We start from the raw sequence: 24,444 nt of genomic DNA on the forward strand, positions 1-24,444 counted from the left end.
TGGGGGTATGACAGCACTCGGCCTACCGCTCACGGCGCCCCCCGGCGCGGAGGTGGACCTCGACGCCCTGAGCCCGCAGGACGCGGCCACCTACGCCGGATGGTTCGCCTGCCTGGCCGAACCGACCCGGGTGCGGCTGCTGCACCATGTCGCCGCCCATCCGTCGGGCATTACCGTCGGCGAGCTCGCCGATAGGCTTGGGATCGGCCAGCCCACCATCTCCCATCACGTCCGCAAACTCGCCGATGTCGGCTTCGTCACCACCGGCAAACAGGGCACCAGCACCGTGGTGCGGGTCAACCCGAGTTGCTGCAGCGGCCTGCCGAGTGCCGCCGATGCGGTCATGGGGGTGCTCGCTGCCCGCCCGTGCTGTCCCGAGGACGTCCCCGCGGACGTCACGGTGCGCCCACTCGCAGGCGGTGACTGGGAGGCGGTGCGCCGCATCTACGCCGACGGCATCGCCACCGGCGCCGCGACGTTCACCACCGAGGTCCCCAGCCGCGACCATCTCGAGAGCCAGTGGTTGCCCGAGCATCGTTGGGTCGCCGAGATCGACGGACAGGTGGTGGGCTGGGCAGCCTTGAGCTCGGTGTCGAGCCGCGAGTGCTATCGGGGGGTGGCCGAAAATTCGGTGTATGTCGGCGACGGGATGCGCGGGCGCGGCGTCGGCAAGGCGCTGTTGCGCACTCAGGTCATCGCCGCCGATCAGGGCGGATTGTGGACGCTGCAGACCTCGATCTTCCCGGAGAACCGGGCCAGCCTGGCGCTGCATCATTCGGCGGGTTTCCGCACCGTGGGGGTGCGCGAACGCATCGGCCGGCTCGCCGGCATCTGGCGCGACACGGTGCTGCTCGAACGCCGCTCCGAGGCCGTTCCCGCCGCCGAGAACGAGTGACAGCGACGCGGGTGGAGATGGACATCGAACTGCTGTACTTCGACGGCTGCCCGAACTGGGAGCCGGCCCGAGACCGCCTCGCCGAGGCCCTGGCCGCGACCGGCAACGCCGGTACCCCGATCCGGCTGCGCCGTATCGAGACCCCGGAGGCCGCCGACCGCGCAGCATTCCCAGGCTCCCCGACCATCCGCATCGACGGGATCGACCCGTTCGCTCCACCCGAGGGCGTCGGGTTGACCTGCCGCGTCTACCGCACCGCCACCGGACTCGGGGGCGCCCCGAGTACCGCCGATCTGATCCTCGCGTTGCGGCAGGCCGAAGACCAGTAGAGATCCGGCGTCGACCGTGTGAGCGGTGCGCCGCCGAAGGGCTCCCGGGAAGCATCGAACCGGGCGATGATCAGGTCATCGAGAGTGCCAGGACACTCAGGCGCGGGCGACGTCGGGAACGAGCTCGGCGATCAGCGCCTCGACCTTGACTTTGATCTCGTCGCGGATCGGACGCACCGCCTCCACTCCTTGCCCGGCCGGATCCTCGAGCACCCAATCGCGATAGGACTTGCCCGGGAACACCGGGCAGGTGTCGCCGCACCCCATAGTGATCACCACATCGGAGGCCTGCACCGCATCGACGGTGAGGATCTTCGGGTTCTGCGCGGAGATGTCGATACCCACCTCGGCCATCGCCGCGACAGCGGCGGGATTCACCGCATCTGCGGGGGCGGAGCCAGCGGAGCGAACCTCGACCCGGTCGCCGGCCAGCGCGGTGAGGAACCCCGCGGCCATCTGGGAACGGCCGGCGTTGTGCACACACACGAACAACACCGAGGGTGTGCGGTCGGTGGAGGAATCTGCGGTCATGGAAGTGCAACGTCCTTTCGAAAGAGGGATTCGGGCTGAGACGGTGATTCAGGCAGAGACGGTGTCGAATTCGGCCAGCAAAGCCCGCACTCGGGTGTCGATGTCGTCGCGGATCGCCCGCACCGTCTCGAGTGACTCGTCGTCCGGATCGATCAACGACCAGTCGAGGTAGCGCTTACCCGGATACACCGCGCACGCATCACCGCACCCCATGGTGACCACCACGTCCGCGGCCGCCACCACATCGTCAGTGAGCGGTTTGGGGTATTCGGCGCCGAGATCGAGCCCGACCTCGGCCATCACCTCGACGACAACGGGATGGATCGACGAGGCAGGGGCCGATCCGGCGGAGCGCACGTGCACCCGCCCACCGCCGTGATGAGCCAGCAATGCCGCGGCCATCTGCGAACGGCCACTGTTCTGCACGCACACGAACAGCACCTCCGGCACATCCTTCGGCACGGCCCCTTCGGCCTGCGCCAGAGCAGTGAGACGTTCGCCCGCGAAGCGGGTGGCCAGCGAGGGCAGATGCGTGTGGATCTTCGCGGTGCGGCGCAGCGCCGCATACGACTCGAACACCATCCGCTCGACCGTTTGAGGGGAAAACATCCCGGCGTACTTCTCCGCGAGATGTTCGGCAGCGCGGTGCAGCACCGCCTGAGGCATCAGTAGTTCCGGCTGGGCAGCGTGCTGGGACATCATCGACTCCTGAGGTGGTCGGTCCTTACGACACAGCGGGGGCGGGCGAGCGGGTGAAGCGTTTCCGCAGTGCGAGCGAGACGTAGATGAGAGCAACCAGGACGGGCACCTCGATGAGCGGACCGACCACCCCCGCCAAAGCCTGGCCGGAGGTGACACCGAAGGTGCCGATCGCGACGGCGATCGCGAGCTCGAAGTTGTTTCCGGCGGCGGTGAACGCCAGTGTGGTGGTGCGCTCGTAACCGAGCCCGACCGCCGCCCCGAACAGGAACCCGCCACCCCACATGAGGATGAAGTACGCGAGCAGCGGCAGAGCGATCCGCACCACGTCCCAGGGCTGCGAGGTGATCTGCTCGCCCTGCAGGGCGAACAGGATCACGATCGTGAACAACAGCCCGTAGAGCGCCCACGGGCCGATCTTCGGCAGGAACGTGTCCTCGTACCACTCGCGGCCCTTGGCTTTTTCGCCGAAGTGGCGGGTCAAGAAACCGGCGACGAGGGGGATACCGAGGAAGATCAGCACCGACTTGGCGATCTGCCACGGCGAGACATCGAGGGTGGTCTGTTCGAGCCCGAGCCAGCCGGGCAGGACCGACAGATAGAACCAGCCGAGCACCGCGAACATGATCACCTGAAAAACCGAGTTGATCGCGACCAGTACGGCGGCGGCTTCACGGTCGCCGCACGCGAGGTCGTTCCAGATGATGACCATCGCGATGCAGCGAGCCAGGCCGACGATGATCAGTCCGGTGCGATACTCGGGCAGATCCGGGAGCAGCAGCCAGGCGAGGGCGAACATCAATGCCGGGCCGAGCACCCAGTTGAGGATCAGCGAGGAGATCAACAGCTTGCGATCGCCGGTGACGGTGTCGAGGCGGTCGTAGCGCACCTTCGCGAGCACCGGGTACATCATGATCAACAGACCGAGCGCGATCGGCAGAGAGATGTTGTCGATCTCGATGACGCTCAACGCGTCGCCGAGCCCGGGGATCAGTCGGCCGAGCAGCAGGCCGGCGACCATGGCGATGCCGATCCACACGGCCAGGAACCGGTCGAGGACCGACATCTTGCCGGCGACGGACCGGTTGTCGGTGGCGGTGGTCACGAGGCGGTCTCCTGAAGAGGTTCGGTCGGGGCGCAGGTGCAGGCCGATCCGGGCAGGACCCCGGATTCGGTGGCGAGCACCGCGGACAGTTGTTCCAGCGCTGCAGGGAGCAGCCGGTAGTACACCCAGGTGCCCCGGCGCTCGCAGTCGAGCAGTCCGGCTTCGCGCAACACCTTGAGGTGGTGCGAGATGGTCGGTTGCGACAGGTCGAACGCGGGGCTGATGTCGCACACACAGCTCTCCCCACCCTGATGGCTGGCGATCATGCTGAGCATGCGCAGACGCACCGGATCACCGAGGGCCTTGAACATGCGGGCCAGGTCGGTGGCCCAATCCGAGGTCAGGGGCTCACGGGCGAGCGGCGGGCAGCACGGCTCGGCCTCACTCGACAACTGATTCGACATGCGTTTATATTGACTGTCATCAATCCAGTAGTCAATCCGAGAACCTCGGGAAGGACCACTCTCGTGCCCACTGCTTCGGTGCTGTTCGTGTGCGTGAAGAACGGCGGAAAATCCCAGATGGCTGCCGCCCTCATGCGTAAGACCACAGGCGACCGGATCGCTGTCCATTCCGCCGGCACCACGCCCGGATCGTCGCTGAACGCACTGTCGATGCAGGTCCTCGGCGAGGTCGACGCCCCCACCGCAGGTGAGTATCCCAAGCCGATCGATCCGCAACTCCTCACCGAAGTCGACCTAGTGGTCACCCTCGGCGGCGAAGCCCACGTCGATGCGCCCGCCGGGGCGGTCGTCGAAAACTGGGACACCGATGAGCCGTCCGAACGCGGCATCGACGGCATCGAGCGCATGCGCCTGGTCCGCGACGACATCGCCACCCGGGTCGGCGAGCTCGCCGCCCGACTGCTCGCCGCCACCGACGCCCGATAACGCCCGTCACCAGCGGCATCGCCCGCTTTCCACTACGGCAAGTTCATTACGGCAAGTTCGCACAGATTATTGAGGAGCATCACCAGCATGAGCACCATCGCAGTCTTCGAACCGGCCCTGTGCTGCAACACCGGCGTGTGCGGCGAGGACCTCGACCAGAACCTGGTCGCCTTCACCGCCGACATGGCCGCGCTGACCGAGCAGGGCGCCGCCATCACCCGCCACAACCTGGCCAACGACCCGCTCGCGTTCGCCCACAACGACACGGTCAAGAAATTCCTCGAACTCGCCGGATCCGACGGGCTGCCGCTCGTGCTCGTCGACGACGTCACCGTGGCTACCGGGCGCTACCCGACCCGCACCGAGCTCGCCACCTGGGCCGGCCTCGAGGTGCCCGCCGCGCCGCCGTCCGGCGTGACCATGCTCGGGCTCGCCGACGACAACGACTCCTGCTGCACCCCGGGCGAGTCCACCTGCTGCTGACCACCCAACCCCGCACCCTGCCCGCCGACACCCGTCCGACGAGGAGTACCCCGCTTTCATGACTGCCGCCGACCCGACGTTCCTGACCGACCCGCCCCGGTTCGTGTTCTTCACCGGCAAAGGCGGAGTCGGCAAGACCTCCATCGCGAGCGCATCGGCGCTGCGCCTCGTCCGGGCCGGCAAGAAAGTGCTGCTCGTCTCGACCGACCCCGCGTCGAACGTCGGGCAGGTCTTCGGTCTGAGCATCGGCAACACGATCACCGAGGTCCCCGCGGTGCCGGGACTCTCCGCGCTCGAGATCGACCCCGAGCAGGCCGCCGCCGCCTACCGCGAACGCATCGTCGGCCCCGTCCGCGGACTGCTACCGGATGCGGAAATCGCCTCGATCACCGAACAGCTGTCCGGCTCGTGCACCACCGAAGTCGCGTCGTTCGACGAATTCACCTCGCTGCTCACCGATCCCGACGACCAGGTCGCCGGGTTCGATCACGTGCTGTTCGACACCGCCCCCACCGGCCACACCATCCGACTGCTGCAACTACCCGGCAACTGGACCGAATTCCTCGACCACGGCAAAGGCGACGCGTCCTGTCTCGGACCGCTCGCCGGGCTCGACAAGCAGAAAGCCATGTACGCCGGCGCGGTCGAGGCCTTATCGGATCCTGAACGTACCCGCCTGGTGCTGGTCGCTCGCGCAAACCGCGTCGCCCTGGCCGAGATCGCCCGCACCCACGACGAACTCGCCGCGATCGGCATGACCAGACAGCATGTGGTCATCAACGGCGTACTGCCTGCCCCGGCTGAGGACACCGACCCGCTGGCTACCGCCGTGTACCAGCATGAACAGGCCGCACTGGCGGGTCGCGGCGCCGCGATCGCCGCGCTGCCCACCGATCTGGTGGAACTCAAGCCGGTCAACATGGTCGGCCTCGACGCTTTGAGCACCCTGTTCGACACCACCACCACGGCAATGACCACCGGGACCGATCCGGGGCTTGCCGCGGTCGCCGACGCCCCGTTAGCGGATCTGGTCGATGCGATCGAGGCCGACGGGCCCGGACTGGTGATGTGCATGGGCAAAGGCGGGGTCGGCAAAACCACTGTTGCCGCCGCGATCGCGGTGGCCCTGGCCTGCCGTGGCCACGATGTGCATCTGACCACCACCGACCCCGCCGCGCATCTGACCGAGACTCTCGCCGGGGAACTCGACCACCTCGAGGTGTCCCGCATCGACCCGCATGAAGCGAGCGAGACCTACCGCGACCAGGTGCTGGCTACCAAGGGCGCCGGACTCGATGAGGCCGGCCGCGCCACTCTCGCCGAGGACCTGCTCTCCCCGTGCACCGAGGAGGTCGCGGTGTTCCAGGCCTTTTCGAAGGTGATTCACGAATCACGCCGCAAGTTCGTCGTCGTCGATACCGCCCCCACCGGGCATACCCTGCTGTTGCTCGACGCGACCGGTTCGTATCACCGGGAGATCGCCCGGCAGATGGGCGATGGCGGGCGCTTCATCACACCGCTGATGCGGCTGCAGGACCCGGCGCAGACCAAGATTGTGCTGGTCACTCTTGCCGAGACCACCCCGGTGCTCGAGGCGGCCGGTTTGCAGGATGATTTGCGGCGCGCCGGTATCGCACCGTGGGCGTGGGTGGTCAACAATTCCCTGGCCGCGGCGGCGCCCACCGCGCCGCTGCTGCGGTTGCGAGCGGTCACCGAATTCGAGCAGATCGACACGGTCCGGGACGAACTCGCGGATCGGTACGCGGTGATCGCGCTGGCCACTGCCGAGCCTGTCGGGATCGCCGCTTTGGAATCGCTCACCGTCTCGCAGGTGGAGCTGTCACCAGTGCAGTAGCCGCATTGGCCGAGTGAGCGTTCCTCTCTCGTACAACAAGAACGTGCACACCTCGACCGTGTGGACTGTGGTGGGGACGTGTTTCCGACGTGGCGATCACACCACCTCGGTGGTCTTCCGTGCGTCGGTTGACAACCGTCGCGTTTTTCCGCACAATCTCAAGTGGTCGTACTCGTGCGCCCAAAATCAAATCACCCCAGGGTCACCTGGGGTATTTTTATGCCCTGATCAGCGAAGAAGCCGTCAGTGTTCAGATCGCACTCTCCGTCACCTGACGCAGTGTCACACTTCTACCGGGCTCATTCGAGCCGACACGGCTCTTCTCGCCAGGTGAGGATGCACTCGTGACAGGTATCCGAGTACACGAACTAGCCAAAGAACTCGACGTTCCGAGCAAGGAACTACTTCATCGGCTCAAGGCACGAGGCGAATTCGTGAAGTCGGCATCGTCGATGCTGGACGCATCTCTCGCCCAGCAGGTGAGGGACTCCTTCACCCGGACGCTTGGGCGCCCGCTCACGACTCTGGACCCAATCACGGAGCCGCAGCCATCTGCGACTGCGCCCGCCCTGCCCCGACCGCGTCGCTTGACGTCCGCTGATGCACTTCCGCAACTCCTCACTGTCGAAGAAGCAGCGGAGGCCCTGAGGATACGACCGGCCACCATCCGCAAGTGGGCCTCGCGCGGATACCTACAGAGAATCGGCAGTCGTGGGCGAGCGGCGCTGTACGACCGAGACGAACTTTGGCAGGTCAAGCACCTGACCCGCAGCAGGACAAATAGGCCCCCTCTGTCGGGTCCGGTGCTGTACCTGCCGAAGAAGTACCACAACCGGTTGATCACTACTGCCGAAGCCGCCCGACTCCTCGACGTCGCCCCCTCCACTATTCGTAGCTGGGTGACGCGCGGGCACCTCACACCGGCAGGACGACACCGCGGCCATCTTTTCGCAGTCGGAGATGTGCTCGACACAGCCCAGAAGCACATCGACCGCAGCTGACCCCGCAGGAACTCCCGTAACACCCAGCGTGTCCGGCACCCGACTTCGCTTTGGCGAACGGAGCACCGGATTTCTCGGCGTCGCCGACGGCGCCCCCGAACTCCGCAGCGGAAACCTCCGCTGCGGTCAATGCCCAGGACTCTCTGGGCACCACCCCAGAAGCGGAGGTGGCGTCGATGCTCGCAACTGTCGCGGAACATCTGTTCGCTCCCGCTCTGCTCCTTGCACTCGGCCGCGGCCTGGTGTGGGTACTGCCCCTGGTGTCGGACAAAGCGAATGAACGCGCCGTCCGACTTGCCAAGGCGCAGCGCAAGCAGAGCAAGTAGCGAAAACGCACCCAAAACTTCTGGGGGAGAAGTCTGCCCAAAATTAGTCGCAAAACCCCAGGTCGTGACGCGTATGGCGCTCTCGCGGGCATTCCGAACTCCTCACCGAGCACGCCTTTTCAGCGTGCCGGGACCACTGGATCCGCCGCTCTCCGTGGAGGGCCGGCGGTGGTGCAGCGCAGCATATTCAGATGGCACGGGCGATGGTCTGCGCCAGGTCCTCAGGGATGGGCATCGGCGTCATGAGCCCGGCGCGGGTACGGCCGGTGTTGCCCTCGGGATAGCGGCCCAGCGCGGATCCGGGAGCGGCGACGATGATTCGCACCACCTGGCCGAGGGCCTCACGGCGGTCACGTTGGCGCAGAGCAAGGCCGAGCATGGCGATGTGGTTGCGGGTGTGCGGCCACGGATAGGGCTGGGACAGGATGTGCGCGCGCTCGAGGTGCGCCCACCGCTCGGTGTCCACGGACGTGGCGCGGGCAGCTGTCATCTCGGCGGTGTAGGCGGCGCGGAGGGCGGTGGGCATCTCGGTCATCGCGCGGACTCCTTGGCTTCAGTGCGAGCGTCGACGAACAAGGACACGAGCAGCAGGGCGACACCGCACGTGAGGAAGGTGTCGGCGAGGTTGAAGGTGGGGAACCAGCCGGTGTGCAGGTAGTCGGTGACCTTCCCGTCGAGGGTGCGGTCGATGACGTTGGCGGCGGCGCCAGCGAAAAGCGCGGCGAGCCCCACAACGGCGAGCCAACTACTGGCAGGGGCGGTCCGCCAGGCATATACCGCGATCGCGGTGGTGATCAGTCCGGTCACTGTGAGCAACACCGGGCTCGGCACGTGATCCCCCATGCTGAACGCCACCCCGGTGTTGTAGATCAGCCGTAGTTGCAGTACTTCGAGGTCGATGCTGCGGCCCCCGGTCAGGACCTGCCGGGCGATGGGGTCGACGAGCAACGCGACCGCGAGCAACCCGGCGGCGACAATGATCAGCAGGCGCCGCGACCGTCGCGCTCTCGAGATCGGTGTGCCGGTCATGCGCTGGCCGTAGGCGCCGGGACCGGTGCGGGTGTGCCCGGCGACGAGTCGGCGAGGGCGCGGGCACGGCCGGCGCGGACCCCGTTGGCGATCACCACGATCTCGGCGACCTCGTGAACCAGGACAACGGCGGCCAACCCGAGCACCCCGAACAGAGCCAGGGGCATCAGGACGGTGATGATCGCGAGCGAGAGGCCGACGTTCTGCAACATGATCGTTCGTGATCGGCGGGCATGCTGCAGGGCTTGGGGCAGGTGCCGCAGGTCCTCACCCATCAGGGCGACGTCGGCGGTTTCGATGGCCACGTCGGTGCCCATCGCGCCCATCGCGATCCCCAGGTCGGCGGTGGCCAGGGCAGGCGCGTCGTTGACGCCGTCACCGACCATCGCCGTCGGCTGCGTACCGCGGAGGCTGTCGATGATGCGGGCCTTGTCCTCCGGACGCAGATCGGCGTGCACCTCGTCGATACCGACGTCGGCTGCCAACGCTCGTGCGGTGCGCTCGTTGTCGCCGGTGAGCATCGCCACGGTGTAACCGTCGCGGCGTAGCCCCGCGACGACCTCGCGGGCTTCGGGACGCAGTTCGTCGCGCACCGCGATCGCCCCGATCAGGGTGCCGTCGTGTTCGATGAGCACCGCAGTGGCTCCGGCGTGCTGCATCCGCTCGATATCGGCGGCGAGGGGGCCGGGATCGATCCACCCGGGCCGGCCCAGACGGGCGGGGATGCCGCCGAGGTGTCCGGTCAGTCCGGCACCGGGGAGCGCGTCGACGTCCTCGGCGGGGGTGTAGTCGTCGACGGCGGCGAGGATCGCTGCAGCGAGGGGATGTTCGCTGCGTGCCTCGAGCGCGGCGGCGACATTCAGGACGTCGGCGCGGGTGGCGTCGCCGGTGGTGGCGACGTCGATGACCTCGGGGCGGTTGCGGGTCAGGGTGCCGGTCTTGTCCAACGCGACGGTGCGGATCCGGCCCAATGCTTCGAGTGCTGCGCCGCCCTTGACCAGGGCGCCGAGTTTGGAAGCGGCGCCGATCGCGGCGACCACGGTCACCGGGATCGCGATGGCCAGCGCACACGGGGAGGCGGCGACCAGCACGACGAGGGCGCGTTCGATCCACACCAGCGGATCGCCGAATATGCTGCCGATCGCGGCGATCAGTGCCGCGGCGACCATAACCCCGGGAACCAGGGGCTTGGCGATCTTGTCGGCCAGGCGCTGGGCCTCGCCCTTGCGGGACTGCTCGGCCTCCACGATTTTCACGATCTTGGCCAGCGAGTTGTCCTGTGCGCCAGCGGTGACCTCGACCTCGAGAACACCGGTGCCGTTGATCGACCCGGCGAACACCTCGGAGCCCGGTCCGGCCTCGACCGGGACCGATTCCCCGGTGATCGCGGAGGTATCCAGGGCGGTGCGCCCGGTGCGGATGGTGCCGTCCGTGGCGAGCCGCTCCCCGGGTTTGACGATCATGATCTCCCCGAGCCTCAAATCCGCTGGGGCGACGGTCTGTTCGCGGCCGCCGCGCAGGACGGTGGCGGTGTCCGGCACCAGATTGAGCAGGGCACGCAGGCCGCGTCGGGTGCGGGTGACCGCGTATTCTTCGAGGCCCTCACTGATGGCGAACAGGAACGCGAGCATCGCGGCTTCGCCGACCTCGCCGAGCAGCACGGCGCCGACGGCGGCGATCGTCATCAGGGTCCCGACCCCGATCCTGCCGCGGGCCAGACGTGTGAGGGTGGAGGGGACGAAGGTGTAGCCGGCGACGATCAGCGCCACCGCCTCGAAGCCCGTCCCGAGAGCGTCGGGCCCACCGGTGACGTGGACGATCAGGGCCGCAATCAGCAGGACACCCGCGGCGGCAGCGGCCCGGATCTCGGTGACCTGCCACCACTTGTCGGGCTCGTGGTCGTCCTCGCCCTCGACGCGGGGTTCGTCGGGGCCGCACCCGCACGCGTCACTCATGGCTTTTCTCCGGTGTCGGTGCCGTAGTTCGGGCACAACGCGACGGCGTTGCCTGTCGCGGCCAAGAGGGTTTCGGCCGAGGCGAGTAGATCGAGCAGTTCCGGTCGGGTCAGCGAGTAGAACACCTGCCGGCCCTCGGGGCGGCCCTGCACCAGCCCGCAGTCCCGCAGGCACGCCACGTGGGCCGAGACCGTCGACTGTGCCAACCCCAGCTCGCCGACCAGGTCCGCTACTCGGGACTCCCTGTTGGCCAGGCTGCGCACGATCGCCAGTCGGGTGCCGTCGGAGAGGCTGTGGAACAGCGCCACCGCCGCGTCGAGGTTCGAGCCGGTGCCCGCCGCGGCGAGGCACCCCTCCGTACTATCAATCGTCATATGACGATAATATCCGGATACGGCGATATAAGAAAGCGTCGATCAATGCGATACCCCTGTGGGGTGTCGTGGAGGCATCCCGGATCGACCTCGGCCACCGCGGCATGCGCGTCATCCTCGACGGCATCGACGTGTCGGTCAGCGGACCGACAAATACTCGCCGACCTTGGCGTCACCGCGGCGGGTCGTGGCGATTCTGCTGTTTCTCGCGCACGCCGACCGACCCTGAGACCGCATTCGGCCCTCGGTCGGCAGTGCGGAGAGCGCGGTCAGCGCTGCGGCCCCAGCCCGGTCAGGATGATCGCGACGAGCCGGTGCACGGCAGCGGAAGAGTCGAGCCCTTCGGCCGCCGAGACCGCGTGCAGCACGTACCGGGTCAGCTCGTCGGCGGTGGCATCGTCGCGGACCTTCCCCGCTTCCGCTGCGTCGGTGAGCAGGTCACGGACGAACTCGTGCAGGCGTTGCTGAGCGCGCACCACGTGCTCACCACGGTGCAGCCCGGCCGCCATCGCCCCGCTGTGATGGTGGGCGAGGATCTGCGCGTATGCCTCGAGCACTGCCGCGAGCCGGGCGCCGGGACCGGCGGCACGGTCGCGGACCTCGGCGAGATGGTGCAGATGGTGGGCGATCTGACGTTCGTGCCAGGCGGCCAGGACGGCGTCGGCGTCGGCGAAGTACTTGTACAGCGTGGCCCGGCCGATTCCGGTGCGTTCGGCGAGCTTCGACATCGTCACTGCGGCGAGCCCGGACTCGGCAACCACTGCCGCGGCCGCATCCATGGTCGCCTCCCGCACGGCATGGCGATGCGAGGCGATCGTCTCGTTCCATAGCTTCGGCACCCCCGAAGTGTACGCAGCGGCGCCCTATCGACACGCCGACGCCTTATGTGACAGTGTGTATCGCAAAAGTTGTCTTGCGTATGAGGGAGCCCGCCGATGACCGATCCCACCTCCCCGCCACCGCGCCGCGCCGTCGGCGGCCCGGAGCACCGCATGCCGCGTTGGGTGAAGATGGTCGCCGCCGTCGTCGGCGTTCTCCTCGTGCTGGTCGTTGCCGTGATGCTGTTCGGTGGCGGCAACCACGGTCCGGGCCGACATCTGTCCGCTCCTGCCGCGGCGGCGCACCCGATGATCAGCGCTGACGGCGTCGAGTTCTCACCGGACGCACGGACCGGACCCGTCCCGCAGTGACGCTGTCGCCACGGGCGCGCACCCTCGCGCGAGCCGTGCACATTGGTGCCTCGGGAGGGTGGCTCGGCGCCGTCATCACCTATCTCGTGGTGGCCGCGGCCACGTTGATCGGCGCCGATCCGGAACAGGTCCGAGGGGGCTATCAGGTGATGGCGATGCTCGCCGACGCGGTGCTGCTGCCGTTTGCGGTGGTCTCACTGGGCACCGGGTTGATCTGCTCGCTCGGCACCGCGTGGGGATTGCTCCGCCACTACTGGGTGCTGTTCAAGCTGGTGCTGAACCTGGTCGCCACTGTCGTCCTGGTGCTCTACACGCGCTCGATCGAGTACGCCGCGACCGTCGCGGCGCAGCCGACCTGGTCCGAGGCCGACCGGGCCGCCCTGCAGGACCCGACCCATCTGGTGCATGCCACCGCCGCGTTGATCGTGGTGCTCGTTGCGCTGGTGCTGGCGGTGTACAAGCCGCGCGGGGTGACCGCATACGGGCACCGCAGAGCACTGCGGAACCGGGCGGTGCCCAGTGTGTCGGCCTGAGTCGCGGCGGCGCGCTCGATTCCCGGCATGGTGACCCCGAGAAGGTATGCCCGGGTGGGGTCCGCCCCATTCTGCGTTACCAGCACACAGGCGACGAACGCGAGATCGTCGGGACGGAGCGCTCCATCCAGCCGGCCCTCGTGGCCGCAATCCGCTCCTCGTGGGACCCATGCTCGACACCGTGGAAGGTCGGAGTGGGATTGACTGTCACCGACACCCGGCTCCGTGGGAGCAGGGTAGCGGCGCGATAGCCGAAATCGATCCCCGCATGCAGCAGCGCCGGGTGCGGAGGCGCTTGGGCCAGGTACCAGTCCTCAACCCAAGGTCAAGGAGCGGTCGCCGAAGTCGGCGACGACGCGCAGGTGACCACCGAGGGCTTCCACATAGGACTCCAGTGTTCCGAGCTGGGTGTGCCGGAGGTCGCCTCGCTCGATCTGGGAGACCCGGGACTGGGAGATCCCCATCACCTCGGCCACCGCGTCCTGGCGAGTCCATCCTTGTTCGCGACGGATCTCCACCAGTCGGTGGGCCCGGACCTCTTCCTGCATCGTCTTGCCGGCATTGCTGACGGCCTGCTCATCGAGCCGCTCGGCGACCTCCGCCCGCACCTCGCGCCAATGTCGAGCCATGTTCCACACCTCCTGATTTCTTAGTGTTCTTGCTCTTCGAGCCACGATTCGTAGCGGTCTTCGGCTATGGGGATGTTGTCGGTGTACCACCGCGTCCATTCGCCGGCCTTGTCTCCCGCGACCAGCAGGACCGCCTGCCGCTGGGGATCGAACACGAACAGGATCCGGATGGAGGTTCCGCTGGGGCGCAGCTTTTCATGTTGTGGACACGGGAACCTTTGACCTTGTCCACCACCGGCCGACCCAGTGTCGGCCCTTCACGTTCCAAGTAGTCGATGGCGGCGGTCACCGCAGTCGCGTCGTCGTCGCCGGATTCGACCAGGGAGAGGTACCACTGCTCCACGTCGTCGAGGAGTACAACTTCGCACTCCATGGACCGACCGACCTCCGCTTCTGCACTCCTGTGTGATCCCTGGTGGCCAGGCGAACCACCCATAATATAACGCCTGCCTTCTAATTTTGGTAGAGGTGCGCCTCACATGCTGCCACGGCAGGGAGGTCTCGGCCGCTCCTCCGATCGGTGGCCGATCACAGGGGAGCTACTGTGATCGGGCAGGTGGCGGCAGGGTGAGAGCTACGCCTGCGTCTCGATCAGGAGCGGACCAGCCGGGCAATGGCGTCGGTGGCTTCCTTGATCTTCGCGTCCGCTTCCGGCCCGCCGGCGACGGCGGCGTCGACGACGCAGTGACTGATGTGGTCTTCGAGCAGCCCCATCGCGACGGCCTGCAGGGCCTTGGTCATCGCCGAGACCTGCGTGAGGATGTCGATGCAGTACTTCTCGTCGTCGACCATCCGCTGTAGTCCGCGGGCCTGGCCCTCGATGCGCTTGAGTCGCTTGAGGTAGTCGTCCTTGGCGGTGATGTATCCGTGTCCGGCGTGCTCATGGCAGTCGGTCGCGGGAACCTCGGGTGGCGTGGCCGCGGGGGTGGGGGTGGCCATGGTGTCCTCCTGGAATCCGGCTGTCAGGTCGAGCATTGTCGAGTATGCCCGCCGGGGGTATGCGGGCGGTTCGGGTGCGAGGCCTCCATGCGGCGGCCGACCGCGGCCGCGGCGCATCCGGCTGCACACCGGGCCGCCGCCCGGGCGGCGGGATGGCGGACGATCCGTATCAGAGCGGTGGTCACTGTCGACATGATTTGTTCTTCCTGGTCGTGTGGTGCAGAGCGAGGCAGGTGGGTGGCGCGGCCGCGCCACCCACCCTGTCCTCATCCGTCGGTCGCCTCCGGTCCGGTTAGCGTGCAGTGGAACGGAATCGGCGCAGCCGCAGGCTGTTGCTGACCACGAACACCGACGAGAAGGCCATCGCGGCCCCCGCGATCATCGGGTTGAGCAGACCCATCGCCGCCAGTGGCAGTGCGGCGACGTTGTAGGCGAAGGCCCAGAACAAGTTTCCCTTGATCGTGCCGAGGGTACGACGGGACAGACGGATCGCATCGACTGCCGCCCGCAGGTCGCCGCGGACGAGAGTCAGATCGCTGGCCTCGATCGCGACATCGGTGCCGGTGCCCATCGCGAGCCCGAGATCGGCCTGGGCGAGGGCGGCGGCGTCGTTGACCCCGTCACCGACCATGGCGACGACCTTGCCCTGATCCTGGAGACGCTTGACGACGTCCACCTTGTCCGCCGGCAGAACCTCGGCGATGACCTCGTCGATTCCGACCTGACCCGCGATGGTCCGGGCTGCAGCGGCGTTGTCGCCGGTCAGCATGATCGGTGTCAGCCCGAGATCACGTAGCTGGGTGATTGCTTCGGCGGAGGTCGGTTTGACGGCGTCCGCGACCACCAGTACCGCGCGGGCCACGCCGTCCCAGCCGACTGCGACGGCGGTCTTGCCGTCGGCTTCGGCGCTCTGCATGGCGTCGGCGAGGTCACCGGGCAGGTGTTGCGCGTAGTCGGCGAGCAGTCGGGTGCGGCCGACGAGTACCGCGTGACCGTCCACTGTGCCCTGTACCCCGAGTCCCTCGAGGTTGGTGAACTGTTCCACTGCCGGCAGGTCGCCCACCTTGTCGCGGGCGTCCTTGGCGATGGCCTGTGCGATGGGGTGTTCGGAGGAGTCTTCCAATGCTCCGGCGAGGCGAAGTACCTCGGCGGTGTCCTCGCCCTCGGCGGTGATCACGTCGAGCAGGGTCATCTTGCCGGTGGTGATGGTGCCGGTCTTGTCGAGTACGACGGTGTCGACGCGGCGGGTCGACTCGAGTACCTCGGGACCCTTGATCAGGATGCCGAGCTGGGCGCCGCGACCGGTGCCGACCATCAACGCGGTCGGGGTTGCCAGGCCGAGGGCGCAGGGGCAGGCGATGATCAGCACGGCGACGGCGGCGGTGAATGCGGCGGCGACCGAGCCGCCGGTGCCGAGCCAGAACCCGAGGGTGGCCACCGCCAGGGCGATCACGATCGGGACGAAGACACCGGAGATCCTGTCGGCCAGTCGCTGGGCCTGGGCCTTGCCGGTTTGGGCGTCCTCGACGAGCCGGGCCATCTGCGCGAGTTGGGTATCGGATCCGACGCGGTTGGCGCGCACGATGATTCGTCCGCCCACGTTGACGGTGGCACCGACGACCTGGTCGTCCGGCCCGACTTCCACCGGGACGGATTCGCCGGTGATCATCGAGGCGTCCACTGCGGAGGAGCCTTCGACGACGATGCCGTCGGTGGCGATCTTCTCGCCGGGGCGGACGACGAACTCATCTCCGACGGTCAACCGGTCGACCGGGATTCGTTGCTCGACTCCGCCCCGGAGCACCGAGACCTCCTTGGCGCCGAGTTCGAGCAAGGCGCGCAGTGCGGCGCCGGCGCGGCGTTTGGCGCGGGCCTCGAAGTACCGGCCGGCAAGGATGAAGGTGGTGACCCCGGCCGCGGCCTCGAGATAGATGTTGCCGGTGCCGTCGGTGCGGGCGATGGTGAGTTCGAAGGGATGCGTCATGCCCGTGACGCCGGCGGTGCCCCAGAACAGCGCGTAGATCGACCAGCCGAGAGCGGCGAGGGTGCCGATGGAGACCAGTGTGTCCATGGTGGCGGCGCCGTGCCGGAGGTTGGTGTAAGCGGCCTTGTGGAACGGCCACGCTCCCCACACGACCACCGGGGCGGCGAGGGTGAGCGAGAGCCACTGCCAGTTCGGGAACTGCAACGCCGGGATCATGGCCATGGCGATCACCGGAACGCTGAGGACGAGCGAGACCAGTAGTCGCTGCCGGAGGGCGGCGGTCGGATCGGGTTGCGCAACGGCCTCGGCGGTGGGCTCGGATCCGGAGGTTGCGGGGGGCGCGGGGAGTGTGGCGGTGTAGCCGGCTTGTTCGACGGTGGCCACGAGATCCCCGGCCGCCACTGCACCGACGTAGTCGACGCGCGCCTTCTCGGTGGCATAGTTCACCGAGGCCGTGACGCCGTCCATCTTGTTGAGCTTCTTCTCGATCCGGTTGGCGCAGGACGCGCAGGTCATGCCACCTATGTCGAGTTCGATCCGGCCGTCGGCGGGATGCGTGACGGGATTCACTGGTACTCCTCTCGAGCTGCGGTGGTCAGTGTCCGTGCCCGGCGGGAACCGGATCGGTGGCCGCGTCGGTACCGGGTGCGGTATCGGTGCTATGGGTGGCCGCTGGTGGGGTGGCCTCGGGGCCGAGAACGGCGCCGGCCCCGAGGCCGAGGGCGAAGACCGCGGCCAGGCCGACGGTGAATCCGGCAACCTTCGTCGATGTTTTCATCGTGAGAATCTCCTGTCCGGGTCCGATAGGTGGGGTTGCTCCAGGCGGGTCGGTCAGTCGGCGAGCTGATAACCGGCTTCGTCGACCGCGGTGGCAATCGCGGCGCGGTCGATCTCGGCGGTCGCGTCGATCTCGACCCGGCCGCTGGCTACATCGACGTTCACGCCGGTCACCTGGGGGATCCGGCCGATTTCCTCGCGTACCGACGACGCGCAGTGTCCGCAGGTCATGCCGGTCACGGTGATGGTGGTGGTGCTCATGTCGATACCTCTTCTCGATCGGGGCAGGGACACGGAATCCGTGTCGTGGTGGCCCCCTGATCGGGGCCACAACCATGTGTACCATACCCCCCTAGGGTATGTAAATGGCCAGGCAGCCGCCTGCCGTGCAGGCGTGTCGTTGCCCTCGCATGACTGGGAGGTGGGGAGAGCAACGCCTTGTCCGCGCGAAGTCAGGACGATGCAGCGGTATCGATGGCCCGACGCGCTGGATACTGGATGCCGCTACGGATGTCTCGCTGTGTAGCTGTACCCGTACCCGTTGTGTCAACGCAGCGCGGGACCGCAGCTGCTGTCGATCGTCGCCTGACGCATCGGAGAGGGGTCCCGGGAGTAATGGCGCAAAAACAACGAGGTTCGCGTAGTGCCTGGTCGGCGGTGATTTCTCGGTTCGGGCTGCGGATCGGGATGGTGGGCGCTTGGCGTGGCTGCCGATGAGGGTGGTCGGCGTTTCGGGAGGCTGGGGTTCGTGGCGACGCGGGTATTCGGGAGCGAGGAGTTGCAGCGACGTCGGGAGTTCCGGAGATCAGGGCAAGGCCCTGCAGTCCGTCTTGGCTGGCGTGGTGCCCCGCGAGCACGGCCACACACCCGTGGCGGATGCTCTACGACACCATCAGACCCTCTACATCCGGCGTTGGACATCGGGTCCGCACCGGCCGGGTTACCGAACCGGCCGGGTTACCGAGAAGAACGCGCCCGGCGGGGTGCATCACCGGTGCCCGGTGCCGGTGACGCACCCCCGCACGGCACTCAGCTCCGGTAGTCGAGCCTGGTCATCATGCCCGCGTCTTGGTGGTAGCCGTTGTGGCAGTGCAGCATCCAGTAACCGGGATTGTCGGCGACGAGGTTGACTTCGATCTTCTGCATCGGCAGGACGATCACGGTGTCCTTACGCGGTCCTGGGGTGCCATCGGCGCGGATGACCTGGAACGTGTGCCCGTGCAGGTGCATCGGATGCCACATCATCGACATGTTGGTGAACGTCAATCGGGCATGCTGGCCTTCCCGGATGGTCAGTGGCTCCATCTGGTCGAACATCCGGCCGTTGATCGTCCACTGATAGCTCATCATGTCGCCACCGAGATCGGCCGTCAGGTTCACATCCGGCGGTCCCTGGGGAAGCATCACGTCTCCGGTGGCCGAGAACGAGTGCACGGTGCCGACCTGCCCGGCGAGTTCGGTGGGCCGCATACCGGGATCCGGCACGGCGCCGGCGCCTGTCCGGAGCAGGGCGCGGGTCTGCGCGTTCTTACCCTCTGCCGCGGCGACGAGCGGAAAGACACCGTCTGCGGCCGTGACGATGACGTCGTAGCGTTCGGACATTCCGACCAACAGTGCATCGACCTCGGTGGGGACCACGGGGAAGCCGTCGGTGTGGGTGACGGTCATGCGGTGCCCGGCGAGCGCAACCCGGAACGCGGTGTCGGCGCCGGTGTTGATGAGACGAATCCGAATCCGCTGGCCCGGCTTGGCGGTGAACGAAGAAGCAGACTCCGGGACGCGGCCGTTGATCAGGTAGAGCGGGTAGGTGACATCCCCGGCGTCACCGCCGAGAAGGTTGTCGCTCGTCCCATCGGACAAGCCGCTGGTGGGCGGCTGAGCCATGCCCGACATGCCCGGCATGCTGGACATACCTGGCATGCTCATCCCGGGCATGGAGCCGTGATCCATCGATCCCATCCCGCCTTGGCGGAGTTCGTCGAGAATCTGTTGAGGGCTGCGACCGACACCATCGGTCCAGTCATCGAGGACCACGATCCATTCCGCGTCGTACGACAAGGGTTCGTTGGGGTCGTCGACGATCACCGGCGCATACAGCCCGTAGTCCGTTTGCCCACCGACGTGTGGGTGGGCCCAGAAGGTGCCCGAGTGCGGCACCGAGAACCGGTAGGTGAAGGACTCGCCCGGCGCGATGTCGGGGCTTGCGGGGGCGGCGCCGTCCATGTCGTTGCGCAGAGCGATGCCATGCCAGTGCACCGATGTGGGATCAGGCATCTTGTTGTCGACCGTGACGGCCAGCTCGTCACCGACACCGGCGCGGATCACCTGTCCCGGCACCGTGGCGCCGTAGGCGTAGGAACGCACTGTTGGTCCGCCGAGGTCGAGTTCAGTCAGTTGCGCGGTGAGGTTGGCGGTGACGGTACGGCCGGTGTGAGGGCGTTTCGCCTCGGCAGCGAGAATCGCGCTCTGCTCGACGCTCGCTGCTGTGGTGCCGGGCGTCGTCGATGGTGTCTTGCTGCACGCGGTCAGCGCCAGACCGCCGATGCCCACCGAGGTGGCGGTGAGGAATGTTCGCCTGCTGACGCGGGGACCGAAGTTGCCAGAGGGGGTCACGAAACTCTCCTGAAGAGAATGCGGTACGCGCCGGCATGTGGGGCGCGCTGGGAACAGAACAGCTGACCGGACTCCGTATCGGAAGGACACAGGTCGGGTCGGAGCCGATCACGTGCGCAGGACACATTTGAGGTGCAGAATCTCCACACCGGACGCTGGCAGGGGCTGCCACCGACCGAGGCCCACTGCGTCGCTCCAGGCGATGTCGCTGCCGGTGTTCGGCCGAGGCGCTCTGGTGGGGTTCGATCTGCTGCCCGCATCCGCAACTGGCACGACCTGAACGTCAACCGACCCGAGGCGAGTGCCCGCTCTCCGCACATCGATTCGCTGTTCGACGACAACGTCCTCGACTGGGCGCTGCTCGAGACCCACCGGCCGAACCTGGTGCGCACTGTCCTCTCGATCCGGGAGCGGCGATTGTCGTCGGTGACGCTGCTGCGCACACTGGGCCACCATTCCCGCAACAAGACCCGGACCAGTGCTCATCGGGTCAGCCCAGTGCTCATCGGGTCAGTTCAGCGGGTAGAGCATCTCGGCGGTCGCGGCGTAGGCGGTGTCGAAATCCACGGCGAGCACCGCTTCGACCGGCCCCACCACCGCGCGTGACTCCCAGGCCTGTCCGGTGCGGCTACGCCACGCGGTGCCGGTGGTGTCGATACCCCATAATGAGCCGTCCTGCGCGGCGGACAGCAACGCCAGCCGCGGGGCGTCGGGCACCACGGTGAAGGTGAGTCCGGCGTCGGTGCTGTGCTGGAGTCCGGCGGTGGTGGTCGCCCACACCCCGCCGTCGGTGACGGCGAGCGCGGCCGCGGCCACCGGGGCACCCGGGGTCCAGCTGCTGCCGCCGTCGGTGGAGACCAGCAATCCGGTGACGCCATCGAATCCGACCAGCAACTCACCGTCTGTAGCAAGAGCGTGAAAGTCCACCTCGCCGGTCAAGGATTTCGGTATCCAGGTGCGGCCGCCATCGGCGCTGTCGATCAGCCCCAACGGATTCGGCGCCGAACTCGACGGCCCCGGATGCCCGGACGCGAAGAGACGGTCGGTGCCCGGTTCCCCGGTCAGTCCCATGAAGTCGTCGTCGGAGACGCCGACGAGGCTGGTGCGCCCGCTGTCGGCGATCTCGACGAGGCCGGTGTGGGTGCCAGCCAGTATCACACCGTCCGCATCCAGGTGCAGACCGTGCAGATGGTCGAGGGCCGGTTCCAACGCTGTGCCAGGCACTTCCGATGCCGGGGTGGGCGAATCCGCATCCGCTGGGGTTGTGGATTGTTCGCCGGTCGCACAACCGGCGAGCACAACCACAGCAGCAACAGGCACCAGGACACGCGCCCACCGGCGCAGGAGAAAACTCGACATGAGAAGCAGAAACTCGTTTCGGATCGATCGGGCGGCGGCTCAGGTCCGAGCCAGGTGGGTGGGGTCGAGGTCGAGGCGCCGCAACAGCTGGGCGTTGAGCGCCACGACGATGGTCGAGACCGACATCAGGATCGCGGCGACCGCCGGGGAGATCGCGACCCCGGCGAACGCCAGCACCCCGGCGGCAAGTGGAACGGCGATGAGGTTGTAGCCGGTCGCCCACACCAGGTTCTGCCACATCTTGCGGTAACTGGCATGCGAGAGTGCGATGATCGACAGCACCGCCCGCGGATCGTTCGCCGCCAGGACGACCCCGGCGGATTCGATCGCCACATCGGTGCCGGCACCGATCGCGACACCCACATCGGCGCGAGCCAACGCGGGGGCGTCGTTGACACCGTCGCCGACCATCGCCACCGTGTGCCCGCGAGTCTGCAGTTCGGTGACCTTGGCGTCCTTGTGCTCGGGTAGCACCTCGGCGAACACCTCGTCGATCCCGAGATCGGCGGCCACCGCATCGGCGACCTGCCGGGCATCGCCGGTGATCATCGCGACCTTCACCCCGCGGGCGTGCAGGGCGTCGATGGCCTGACGGGATTCCTCGCGGACGGCGTCTTCGAGCGCGATGGCCCCAAGGACGCGGTCCCCTTCGGCGACGTGCAGCACCGACGCCCCGCGCGCTACCCACTGCTGGGTCACGGCGGTGACGTCGGTGGGCACCGACAACCGCAGATCGGCCAGCATCGCCGGGCCGCCGACAGTCACCTCGGTGCCGTCGACGAGCGCGCGTACCCCGCGGCCGGGCAGCGAGCGGAAGTCGGTGGCGGTAATCCGCTCTGCGGCCGGGACCCGGTCGTCGGCGGCGGCGACGATGGCCCGCGCCACGGGGTGCTCGCTGTCGGATTCGACCGCCGCGGCCAGCGCCAGCAGATGCTCGTCGGTGACCTCGTGGGCGGCGGCGACGCCGGTGACCTGGTGCCGGCCCTGGGTCAGGGTGCCGGTCTTGTCGAACAGGACCACGTCGACGGTGCGCATGCGTTCGAGTGCGAGCCGGTCTTTGACCAGCACCCCGGATCTGGCGGCGCGTTCGGTGGAGATCGCGATCACCAGCGGGATCGCCAACCCGAGGGCGTGGGGGCAGGCGATGACGAGCACGGTGACGGTGCGGACCACCGCTTCGTCGACGTTGCCGACGAGCAGTGTCCAGATCGTGAAGGTGAGGATGCCGGCGAGGGTGGCGAAGTAGAACAGGAACGCGGCGGCTTTGTCCGCCAGTGCCTGGGCGCGGGACGAGGAGGCCTGGGCGTCGGCGACCATCCGTTGGATGCCGGCCAGGGCGGTGTTCTCGCCGACGGCGGTGATCTGCACCCGCAGGGCGCTGTCGGTCGCGACGGTGCCGGCGACCACGGTGTCGCCTACCTGCCGGGTGACCGCCTTGGATTCGCCGGTGATCATCGATTCGTCGACCTCGGCGCGGCCGTCGGTGACGGTGCCGTCGGCGGGCACCCGCGCCCCGGCGCGTACCAGCACCCGATCCCCGAGCACCAGTTCCGACAAAGGAACATCGGTGGTGCCGTTATCGGTGATTTTCTCTGCGGTGTCCGGCAGCATCGCCGCGAGCGCGTCGAGGGCGCCCGACGCCGAGCCGAGGGCCCGCATTTCGAGCCAGTGCCCGAGCAGCATGATCACGATCAGCAGCGCGAGTTCCCACCAGAAGTCCAGGTCGAACCCGCCGAGACCCAAGGTGGTGACCCAGGAGGCGAGGAACGCGACGGTGATCGCCATGGCGATCAGCAGCATCATCCCGGGACGTCGGGATTTGAGTTCGGCCCAGCCTCCGGTGAGGAACGGGGTGCCGCCGTAGACGAAGATCACCGTGCCCAGTACCGGGGCGATCCACATGGCGCCGGGGAAGTCCGGCATGGTGTAGCCGAGCAGGTCGGCGACCATGTGGCTGAAGAACACCACCGGTATCGCCAGCACCAGTGACACCCAGAACCGGCGGCGGAACATCTCCCCGTGTGCCCCGTGCCCGGCGTGCCGATCGTGGCCCCCGTGCCCGGTGTGCTCGCTCGGCCCGACGTGGGCGAGGTGCCCGGCGTGCGCATCATGCTCGTCGGGTGGCGGGCTCTGGACATCGGCGCCGTGATCGTGTCCGGCGGGCGCCGGGTCCGGGTGGGGGTGTCCGTGCTGCGGGTGCGACATCGAAAGCCTCCTTGAGATGGCAGGGCCGAGAGGAAACCGGGCGGCGCCCGGTTACAGGGTGGTCAGCAGCTCACGCATGGTCTCGATCTCCTGCTGCTGAGTCTCGACAATGGTGCGGGCCATCTCTACCGCGTCGGGGAACTGTCCGTCCTCGATCTCGGTCTGCGCCATGTCGACTGCGCCTTCGTGGTGGGCGATCATCTGCTCGAGGAACAGGCGAGCGGCGTCGACGCCCTGCGCCTCGGACAGCGCCTGCATGTCCTCCTCGCTCATCATCCCTTCCATCTGCATTCCCTCCATACCGTCCATGCCCTCGTCCATGTCCATGCCGGGCATGTCGTTGTTGCCGGTCTCGGGCATCGCGGTGGGCTCGCCCCACTGCTCGAGCCAGGATTCGAGCTGCGCGATCTCCGGGCCTTGAGCGGCCTTGATCTGTTCGGCCAGGGCGGTCACGTCCGCGGGAATGTCCTCTTTGGCGAGGAGCATGTCGCTCATCTCGATGGCCTGGGTGTGGTGCGGCAGCATCATCTGCGCGAACATCACGTCGGCGTCGTTGTGCGCCGCGGCCTCGTCGTCGGCGGCGGTGGTGGTGGCCGAGGTCGTGGCGGGCGAGGTGGCAGTGGTGCCGGTATCGCCGCCGGTATCGCTGCATGCCGCCGCGGCGAACACCACCGCGAGCGCCATCGCGCCGACGGCGAGAGTCTTCTTGTTCATGGGATATGTTCCTTTCTCGAACGGTCACA

At 67.6% G+C, this 24,444-nt stretch carries 28 protein-coding genes and 1 pseudogene; 10 read left to right on the top strand and 19 right to left on the bottom strand.

What is annotated here, in order from left to right; all coding sequences use genetic code 11:
- The first annotated feature begins 7 nt into the window (after positions 1-7).
- Together ACFWCF_RS17655 and ACFWCF_RS17660 are read left to right on the top strand one after the other, a co-directional pair.
- Positions 8-895, top strand: a complete 888-nt coding sequence (locus tag ACFWCF_RS17655; RefSeq protein WP_378563849.1) for a helix-turn-helix domain-containing GNAT family N-acetyltransferase — start codon at positions 8-10, stop codon at positions 893-895.
- On the top strand, positions 892-1,224 hold the full coding sequence (locus ACFWCF_RS17660; RefSeq protein ID WP_378563852.1) for a thioredoxin family protein: 333 nt from the start codon (positions 892-894) through the stop codon (positions 1,222-1,224). Before ACFWCF_RS17655 ends, ACFWCF_RS17660 begins: the two co-directional genes overlap by 4 nt.
- Positions 1,225-1,320: 96 nt before the next feature.
- On the opposite strand, the gene ACFWCF_RS17665 is transcribed toward ACFWCF_RS17660, so the two are convergent.
- The 4 genes from ACFWCF_RS17665 to ACFWCF_RS17680 are packed head-to-tail and all read right to left on the bottom strand — an operon-like array spanning position 1,321 to position 3,963.
- The gene (locus ACFWCF_RS17665) at positions 1,321-1,755 is read right to left on the bottom strand and encodes an arsenate reductase ArsC (protein WP_378563855.1); all 435 of its coding nucleotides are present in this window, start codon (positions 1,753-1,755) and stop codon (positions 1,321-1,323) included.
- Positions 1,756-1,803: 48 nt separating this feature from the next.
- Complete coding sequence (locus tag ACFWCF_RS17670; protein WP_378564073.1) at positions 1,804-2,454, bottom strand: arsenate reductase ArsC; 651 nt, start codon at positions 2,452-2,454, stop codon at positions 1,804-1,806.
- A gap of 25 nt (positions 2,455-2,479) precedes the next feature.
- Positions 2,480-3,520: an ACR3 family arsenite efflux transporter gene (gene arsB / locus ACFWCF_RS17675; RefSeq protein ID WP_378564076.1), complete on the bottom strand. Its 1,041-nt coding sequence runs from the start codon at positions 3,518-3,520 to the stop codon at positions 2,480-2,482.
- Between the two features lie 35 nt (positions 3,521-3,555).
- The gene (locus ACFWCF_RS17680) at positions 3,556-3,963 is read right to left on the bottom strand and encodes an ArsR/SmtB family transcription factor (RefSeq protein WP_378563858.1); all 408 of its coding nucleotides are present in this window, start codon (positions 3,961-3,963) and stop codon (positions 3,556-3,558) included.
- Between the two features lie 63 nt (positions 3,964-4,026).
- Between ACFWCF_RS17680 and ACFWCF_RS17685 the strand changes: the two genes are divergently transcribed.
- The 5 genes from ACFWCF_RS17685 to ACFWCF_RS17705 all read left to right on the top strand — a co-directional run bounded on the left by ACFWCF_RS17685 (position 4,027) and on the right by ACFWCF_RS17705 (position 8,114).
- Positions 4,027-4,449, top strand: coding sequence for a low molecular weight phosphatase family protein (locus ACFWCF_RS17685; RefSeq protein WP_378563861.1), 423 nt, complete (start codon positions 4,027-4,029; stop codon positions 4,447-4,449).
- 87 nt (positions 4,450-4,536) lie between these two features.
- Positions 4,537-4,932 (top strand): arsenite efflux transporter metallochaperone ArsD, encoded by a 396-nt coding sequence (gene arsD / locus ACFWCF_RS17690; protein WP_378563864.1) that lies wholly within the window; start codon positions 4,537-4,539, stop codon positions 4,930-4,932.
- Between the two features lie 58 nt (positions 4,933-4,990).
- Positions 4,991-6,787, top strand: a complete 1,797-nt coding sequence (gene arsA, locus ACFWCF_RS17695; RefSeq protein WP_378563867.1) for an arsenical pump-driving ATPase — start codon at positions 4,991-4,993, stop codon at positions 6,785-6,787.
- A gap of 344 nt (positions 6,788-7,131) precedes the next feature.
- On the top strand, positions 7,132-7,788 hold the full coding sequence (locus ACFWCF_RS17700) for a translation initiation factor IF-2 N-terminal domain-containing protein (protein WP_378563870.1): 657 nt from the start codon (positions 7,132-7,134) through the stop codon (positions 7,786-7,788).
- Positions 7,789-7,838: 50 nt separating this feature from the next.
- Positions 7,839-8,114, top strand: a complete 276-nt coding sequence (locus ACFWCF_RS17705; RefSeq protein ID WP_226435567.1) for a hypothetical protein — start codon at positions 7,839-7,841, stop codon at positions 8,112-8,114.
- Positions 8,115-8,301: 187 nt separating this feature from the next.
- Here the strand turns inward: ACFWCF_RS17705 and ACFWCF_RS17710 are convergent, their stop codons facing one another.
- From ACFWCF_RS17710 to ACFWCF_RS17730, 5 genes are all read right to left on the bottom strand, one after another.
- Positions 8,302-8,649, bottom strand: coding sequence for a DUF3703 domain-containing protein (locus ACFWCF_RS17710; protein ID WP_378563873.1), 348 nt, complete (start codon positions 8,647-8,649; stop codon positions 8,302-8,304).
- Positions 8,646-9,143 carry a signal peptidase II gene (gene lspA, locus ACFWCF_RS17715; protein WP_378563876.1) on the bottom strand — a complete coding sequence of 166 codons (498 nt, stop codon included), beginning with the start codon at positions 9,141-9,143 and terminating at the stop codon, positions 8,646-8,648. The genes ACFWCF_RS17710 and lspA overlap by 4 nt, the downstream gene beginning before the upstream one ends.
- Complete coding sequence (locus ACFWCF_RS17720) at positions 9,140-11,098, bottom strand: heavy metal translocating P-type ATPase (RefSeq protein ID WP_378563879.1); 1,959 nt, start codon at positions 11,096-11,098, stop codon at positions 9,140-9,142. Before ACFWCF_RS17720 ends, lspA begins: the two co-directional genes overlap by 4 nt.
- Positions 11,095-11,472 (bottom strand): ArsR/SmtB family transcription factor, encoded by a 378-nt coding sequence (locus ACFWCF_RS17725; protein WP_378563882.1) that lies wholly within the window; start codon positions 11,470-11,472, stop codon positions 11,095-11,097. The genes ACFWCF_RS17720 and ACFWCF_RS17725 overlap by 4 nt, the downstream gene beginning before the upstream one ends.
- Positions 11,473-11,741: 269 nt before the next feature.
- Positions 11,742-12,311: a TetR/AcrR family transcriptional regulator gene (locus ACFWCF_RS17730; protein WP_378563885.1), complete on the bottom strand. Its 570-nt coding sequence runs from the start codon at positions 12,309-12,311 to the stop codon at positions 11,742-11,744.
- A gap of 96 nt (positions 12,312-12,407) precedes the next feature.
- Between ACFWCF_RS17730 and ACFWCF_RS17735 the strand changes: the two genes are divergently transcribed.
- A complete protein-coding gene (locus ACFWCF_RS17735; RefSeq protein WP_378563888.1) occupies positions 12,408-12,662 on the top strand; it encodes a hypothetical protein in 255 nt (84 codons plus the stop codon).
- A gap of 35 nt (positions 12,663-12,697) precedes the next feature.
- Positions 12,698-13,195 carry a DUF2269 domain-containing protein gene (locus ACFWCF_RS17740; RefSeq protein WP_378563891.1) on the top strand — a complete coding sequence of 166 codons (498 nt, stop codon included), beginning with the start codon at positions 12,698-12,700 and terminating at the stop codon, positions 13,193-13,195.
- A gap of 314 nt (positions 13,196-13,509) precedes the next feature.
- Here the strand turns inward: ACFWCF_RS17740 and ACFWCF_RS17745 are convergent, their stop codons facing one another.
- From ACFWCF_RS17745 to ACFWCF_RS17775, 7 genes and pseudogenes are all read right to left on the bottom strand, one after another.
- Entirely contained in the window at positions 13,510-13,824 is a 315-nt protein-coding gene (locus ACFWCF_RS17745) for a helix-turn-helix domain-containing protein (protein ID WP_378563894.1), read from the bottom strand.
- 20 nt (positions 13,825-13,844) lie between these two features.
- Positions 13,845-14,197: pseudogene (locus ACFWCF_RS17750) on the bottom strand (type II toxin-antitoxin system RelE/ParE family toxin).
- Positions 14,198-14,415: 218 nt separating this feature from the next.
- Positions 14,416-14,763 (bottom strand): metal-sensitive transcriptional regulator, encoded by a 348-nt coding sequence (locus ACFWCF_RS17755; RefSeq protein WP_378563897.1) that lies wholly within the window; start codon positions 14,761-14,763, stop codon positions 14,416-14,418.
- A 292-nt stretch (positions 14,764-15,055) separates the two neighbouring features.
- On the bottom strand, positions 15,056-17,317 hold the full coding sequence (locus ACFWCF_RS17760; protein ID WP_378563900.1) for a heavy metal translocating P-type ATPase: 2,262 nt from the start codon (positions 17,315-17,317) through the stop codon (positions 15,056-15,058).
- 25 nt (positions 17,318-17,342) lie between these two features.
- A complete protein-coding gene (locus tag ACFWCF_RS17765) occupies positions 17,343-17,525 on the bottom strand; it encodes a hypothetical protein (protein WP_231780556.1) in 183 nt (60 codons plus the stop codon).
- A 53-nt stretch (positions 17,526-17,578) separates the two neighbouring features.
- The gene (locus tag ACFWCF_RS17770) at positions 17,579-17,785 is read right to left on the bottom strand and encodes a heavy-metal-associated domain-containing protein (RefSeq protein WP_231780557.1); all 207 of its coding nucleotides are present in this window, start codon (positions 17,783-17,785) and stop codon (positions 17,579-17,581) included.
- Positions 17,786-18,553: 768 nt separating this feature from the next.
- Positions 18,554-20,137, bottom strand: a complete 1,584-nt coding sequence (locus ACFWCF_RS17775; protein WP_231780558.1) for a multicopper oxidase family protein — start codon at positions 20,135-20,137, stop codon at positions 18,554-18,556.
- A 132-nt stretch (positions 20,138-20,269) separates the two neighbouring features.
- Between ACFWCF_RS17775 and ACFWCF_RS17780 the strand changes: the two genes are divergently transcribed.
- Positions 20,270-20,743 carry a Tn3 family transposase gene (locus ACFWCF_RS17780; protein WP_378563905.1) on the top strand — a complete coding sequence of 158 codons (474 nt, stop codon included), beginning with the start codon at positions 20,270-20,272 and terminating at the stop codon, positions 20,741-20,743.
- Here ACFWCF_RS17780 and ACFWCF_RS17785 read toward each other — a convergent pair.
- From ACFWCF_RS17785 to ACFWCF_RS17795, 3 genes are read right to left on the bottom strand one after another with little or no spacing between them, the layout of a single operon-like run.
- Positions 20,648-21,496 carry a F510_1955 family glycosylhydrolase gene (locus ACFWCF_RS17785; RefSeq protein ID WP_231780559.1) on the bottom strand — a complete coding sequence of 283 codons (849 nt, stop codon included), beginning with the start codon at positions 21,494-21,496 and terminating at the stop codon, positions 20,648-20,650. The two genes, ACFWCF_RS17780 and ACFWCF_RS17785, sit on opposite strands and share 96 nt — an antisense overlap.
- A gap of 39 nt (positions 21,497-21,535) precedes the next feature.
- Positions 21,536-23,701 (bottom strand): heavy metal translocating P-type ATPase, encoded by a 2,166-nt coding sequence (locus tag ACFWCF_RS17790; protein WP_231780560.1) that lies wholly within the window; start codon positions 23,699-23,701, stop codon positions 21,536-21,538.
- Positions 23,702-23,752: 51 nt separating this feature from the next.
- Positions 23,753-24,415: a DUF305 domain-containing protein gene (locus ACFWCF_RS17795; RefSeq protein ID WP_231780561.1), complete on the bottom strand. Its 663-nt coding sequence runs from the start codon at positions 24,413-24,415 to the stop codon at positions 23,753-23,755.
- Between the last annotated feature and the right edge of the window lie 29 nt (positions 24,416-24,444).

The sequence above is a fragment of the Rhodococcus sp. NPDC060090 genome, from assembly GCF_042729855.1.
Classification (GTDB): Bacteria; Actinomycetota; Actinomycetes; order Mycobacteriales; family Mycobacteriaceae; genus Rhodococcus.

Excerpts from the sequence above, each read along its gene's own strand:
- ACFWCF_RS17655 (WP_378563849.1), top strand. The coding sequence starts at position 8 with ATGACAGCACTCGGCCTACCGCTCACGGCGCCCCCCGGCGCGGAGGTG.
- ACFWCF_RS17665 (WP_378563855.1), bottom strand. The coding sequence starts at position 1,755 with ATGACCGCAGATTCCTCCACCGACCGCACACCCTCGGTGTTGTTCGTG.
- ACFWCF_RS17670 (WP_378564073.1), bottom strand. The coding sequence starts at position 2,454 with ATGTCCCAGCACGCTGCCCAGCCGGAACTACTGATGCCTCAGGCGGTG.
- arsB (WP_378564076.1), bottom strand. The coding sequence starts at position 3,520 with ATGTCGGTCCTCGACCGGTTCCTGGCCGTGTGGATCGGCATCGCCATG.
- ACFWCF_RS17680 (WP_378563858.1), bottom strand. The coding sequence starts at position 3,963 with ATGTCGAATCAGTTGTCGAGTGAGGCCGAGCCGTGCTGCCCGCCGCTC.
- arsD (WP_378563864.1), top strand. The coding sequence starts at position 4,537 with ATGAGCACCATCGCAGTCTTCGAACCGGCCCTGTGCTGCAACACCGGC.
- arsA (WP_378563867.1), top strand. The coding sequence starts at position 4,991 with ATGACTGCCGCCGACCCGACGTTCCTGACCGACCCGCCCCGGTTCGTG.
- ACFWCF_RS17710 (WP_378563873.1), bottom strand. The coding sequence starts at position 8,649 with ATGACCGAGATGCCCACCGCCCTCCGCGCCGCCTACACCGCCGAGATG.
- lspA (WP_378563876.1), bottom strand. The coding sequence starts at position 9,143 with ATGACCGGCACACCGATCTCGAGAGCGCGACGGTCGCGGCGCCTGCTG.
- ACFWCF_RS17720 (WP_378563879.1), bottom strand. The coding sequence starts at position 11,098 with ATGAGTGACGCGTGCGGGTGCGGCCCCGACGAACCCCGCGTCGAGGGC.
- ACFWCF_RS17725 (WP_378563882.1), bottom strand. The coding sequence starts at position 11,472 with ATGACGATTGATAGTACGGAGGGGTGCCTCGCCGCGGCGGGCACCGGC.
- ACFWCF_RS17735 (WP_378563888.1), top strand. The coding sequence starts at position 12,408 with ATGACCGATCCCACCTCCCCGCCACCGCGCCGCGCCGTCGGCGGCCCG.
- ACFWCF_RS17745 (WP_378563894.1), bottom strand. The coding sequence starts at position 13,824 with ATGGCTCGACATTGGCGCGAGGTGCGGGCGGAGGTCGCCGAGCGGCTC.
- ACFWCF_RS17755 (WP_378563897.1), bottom strand. The coding sequence starts at position 14,763 with ATGGCCACCCCCACCCCCGCGGCCACGCCACCCGAGGTTCCCGCGACC.
- ACFWCF_RS17765 (WP_231780556.1), bottom strand. The coding sequence starts at position 17,525 with ATGAAAACATCGACGAAGGTTGCCGGATTCACCGTCGGCCTGGCCGCG.
- ACFWCF_RS17770 (WP_231780557.1), bottom strand. The coding sequence starts at position 17,785 with ATGAGCACCACCACCATCACCGTGACCGGCATGACCTGCGGACACTGC.
- ACFWCF_RS17785 (WP_231780559.1), bottom strand. The coding sequence starts at position 21,496 with ATGTCGAGTTTTCTCCTGCGCCGGTGGGCGCGTGTCCTGGTGCCTGTT.
- ACFWCF_RS17790 (WP_231780560.1), bottom strand. The coding sequence starts at position 23,701 with ATGTCGCACCCGCAGCACGGACACCCCCACCCGGACCCGGCGCCCGCC.
- ACFWCF_RS17795 (WP_231780561.1), bottom strand. The coding sequence starts at position 24,415 with ATGAACAAGAAGACTCTCGCCGTCGGCGCGATGGCGCTCGCGGTGGTG.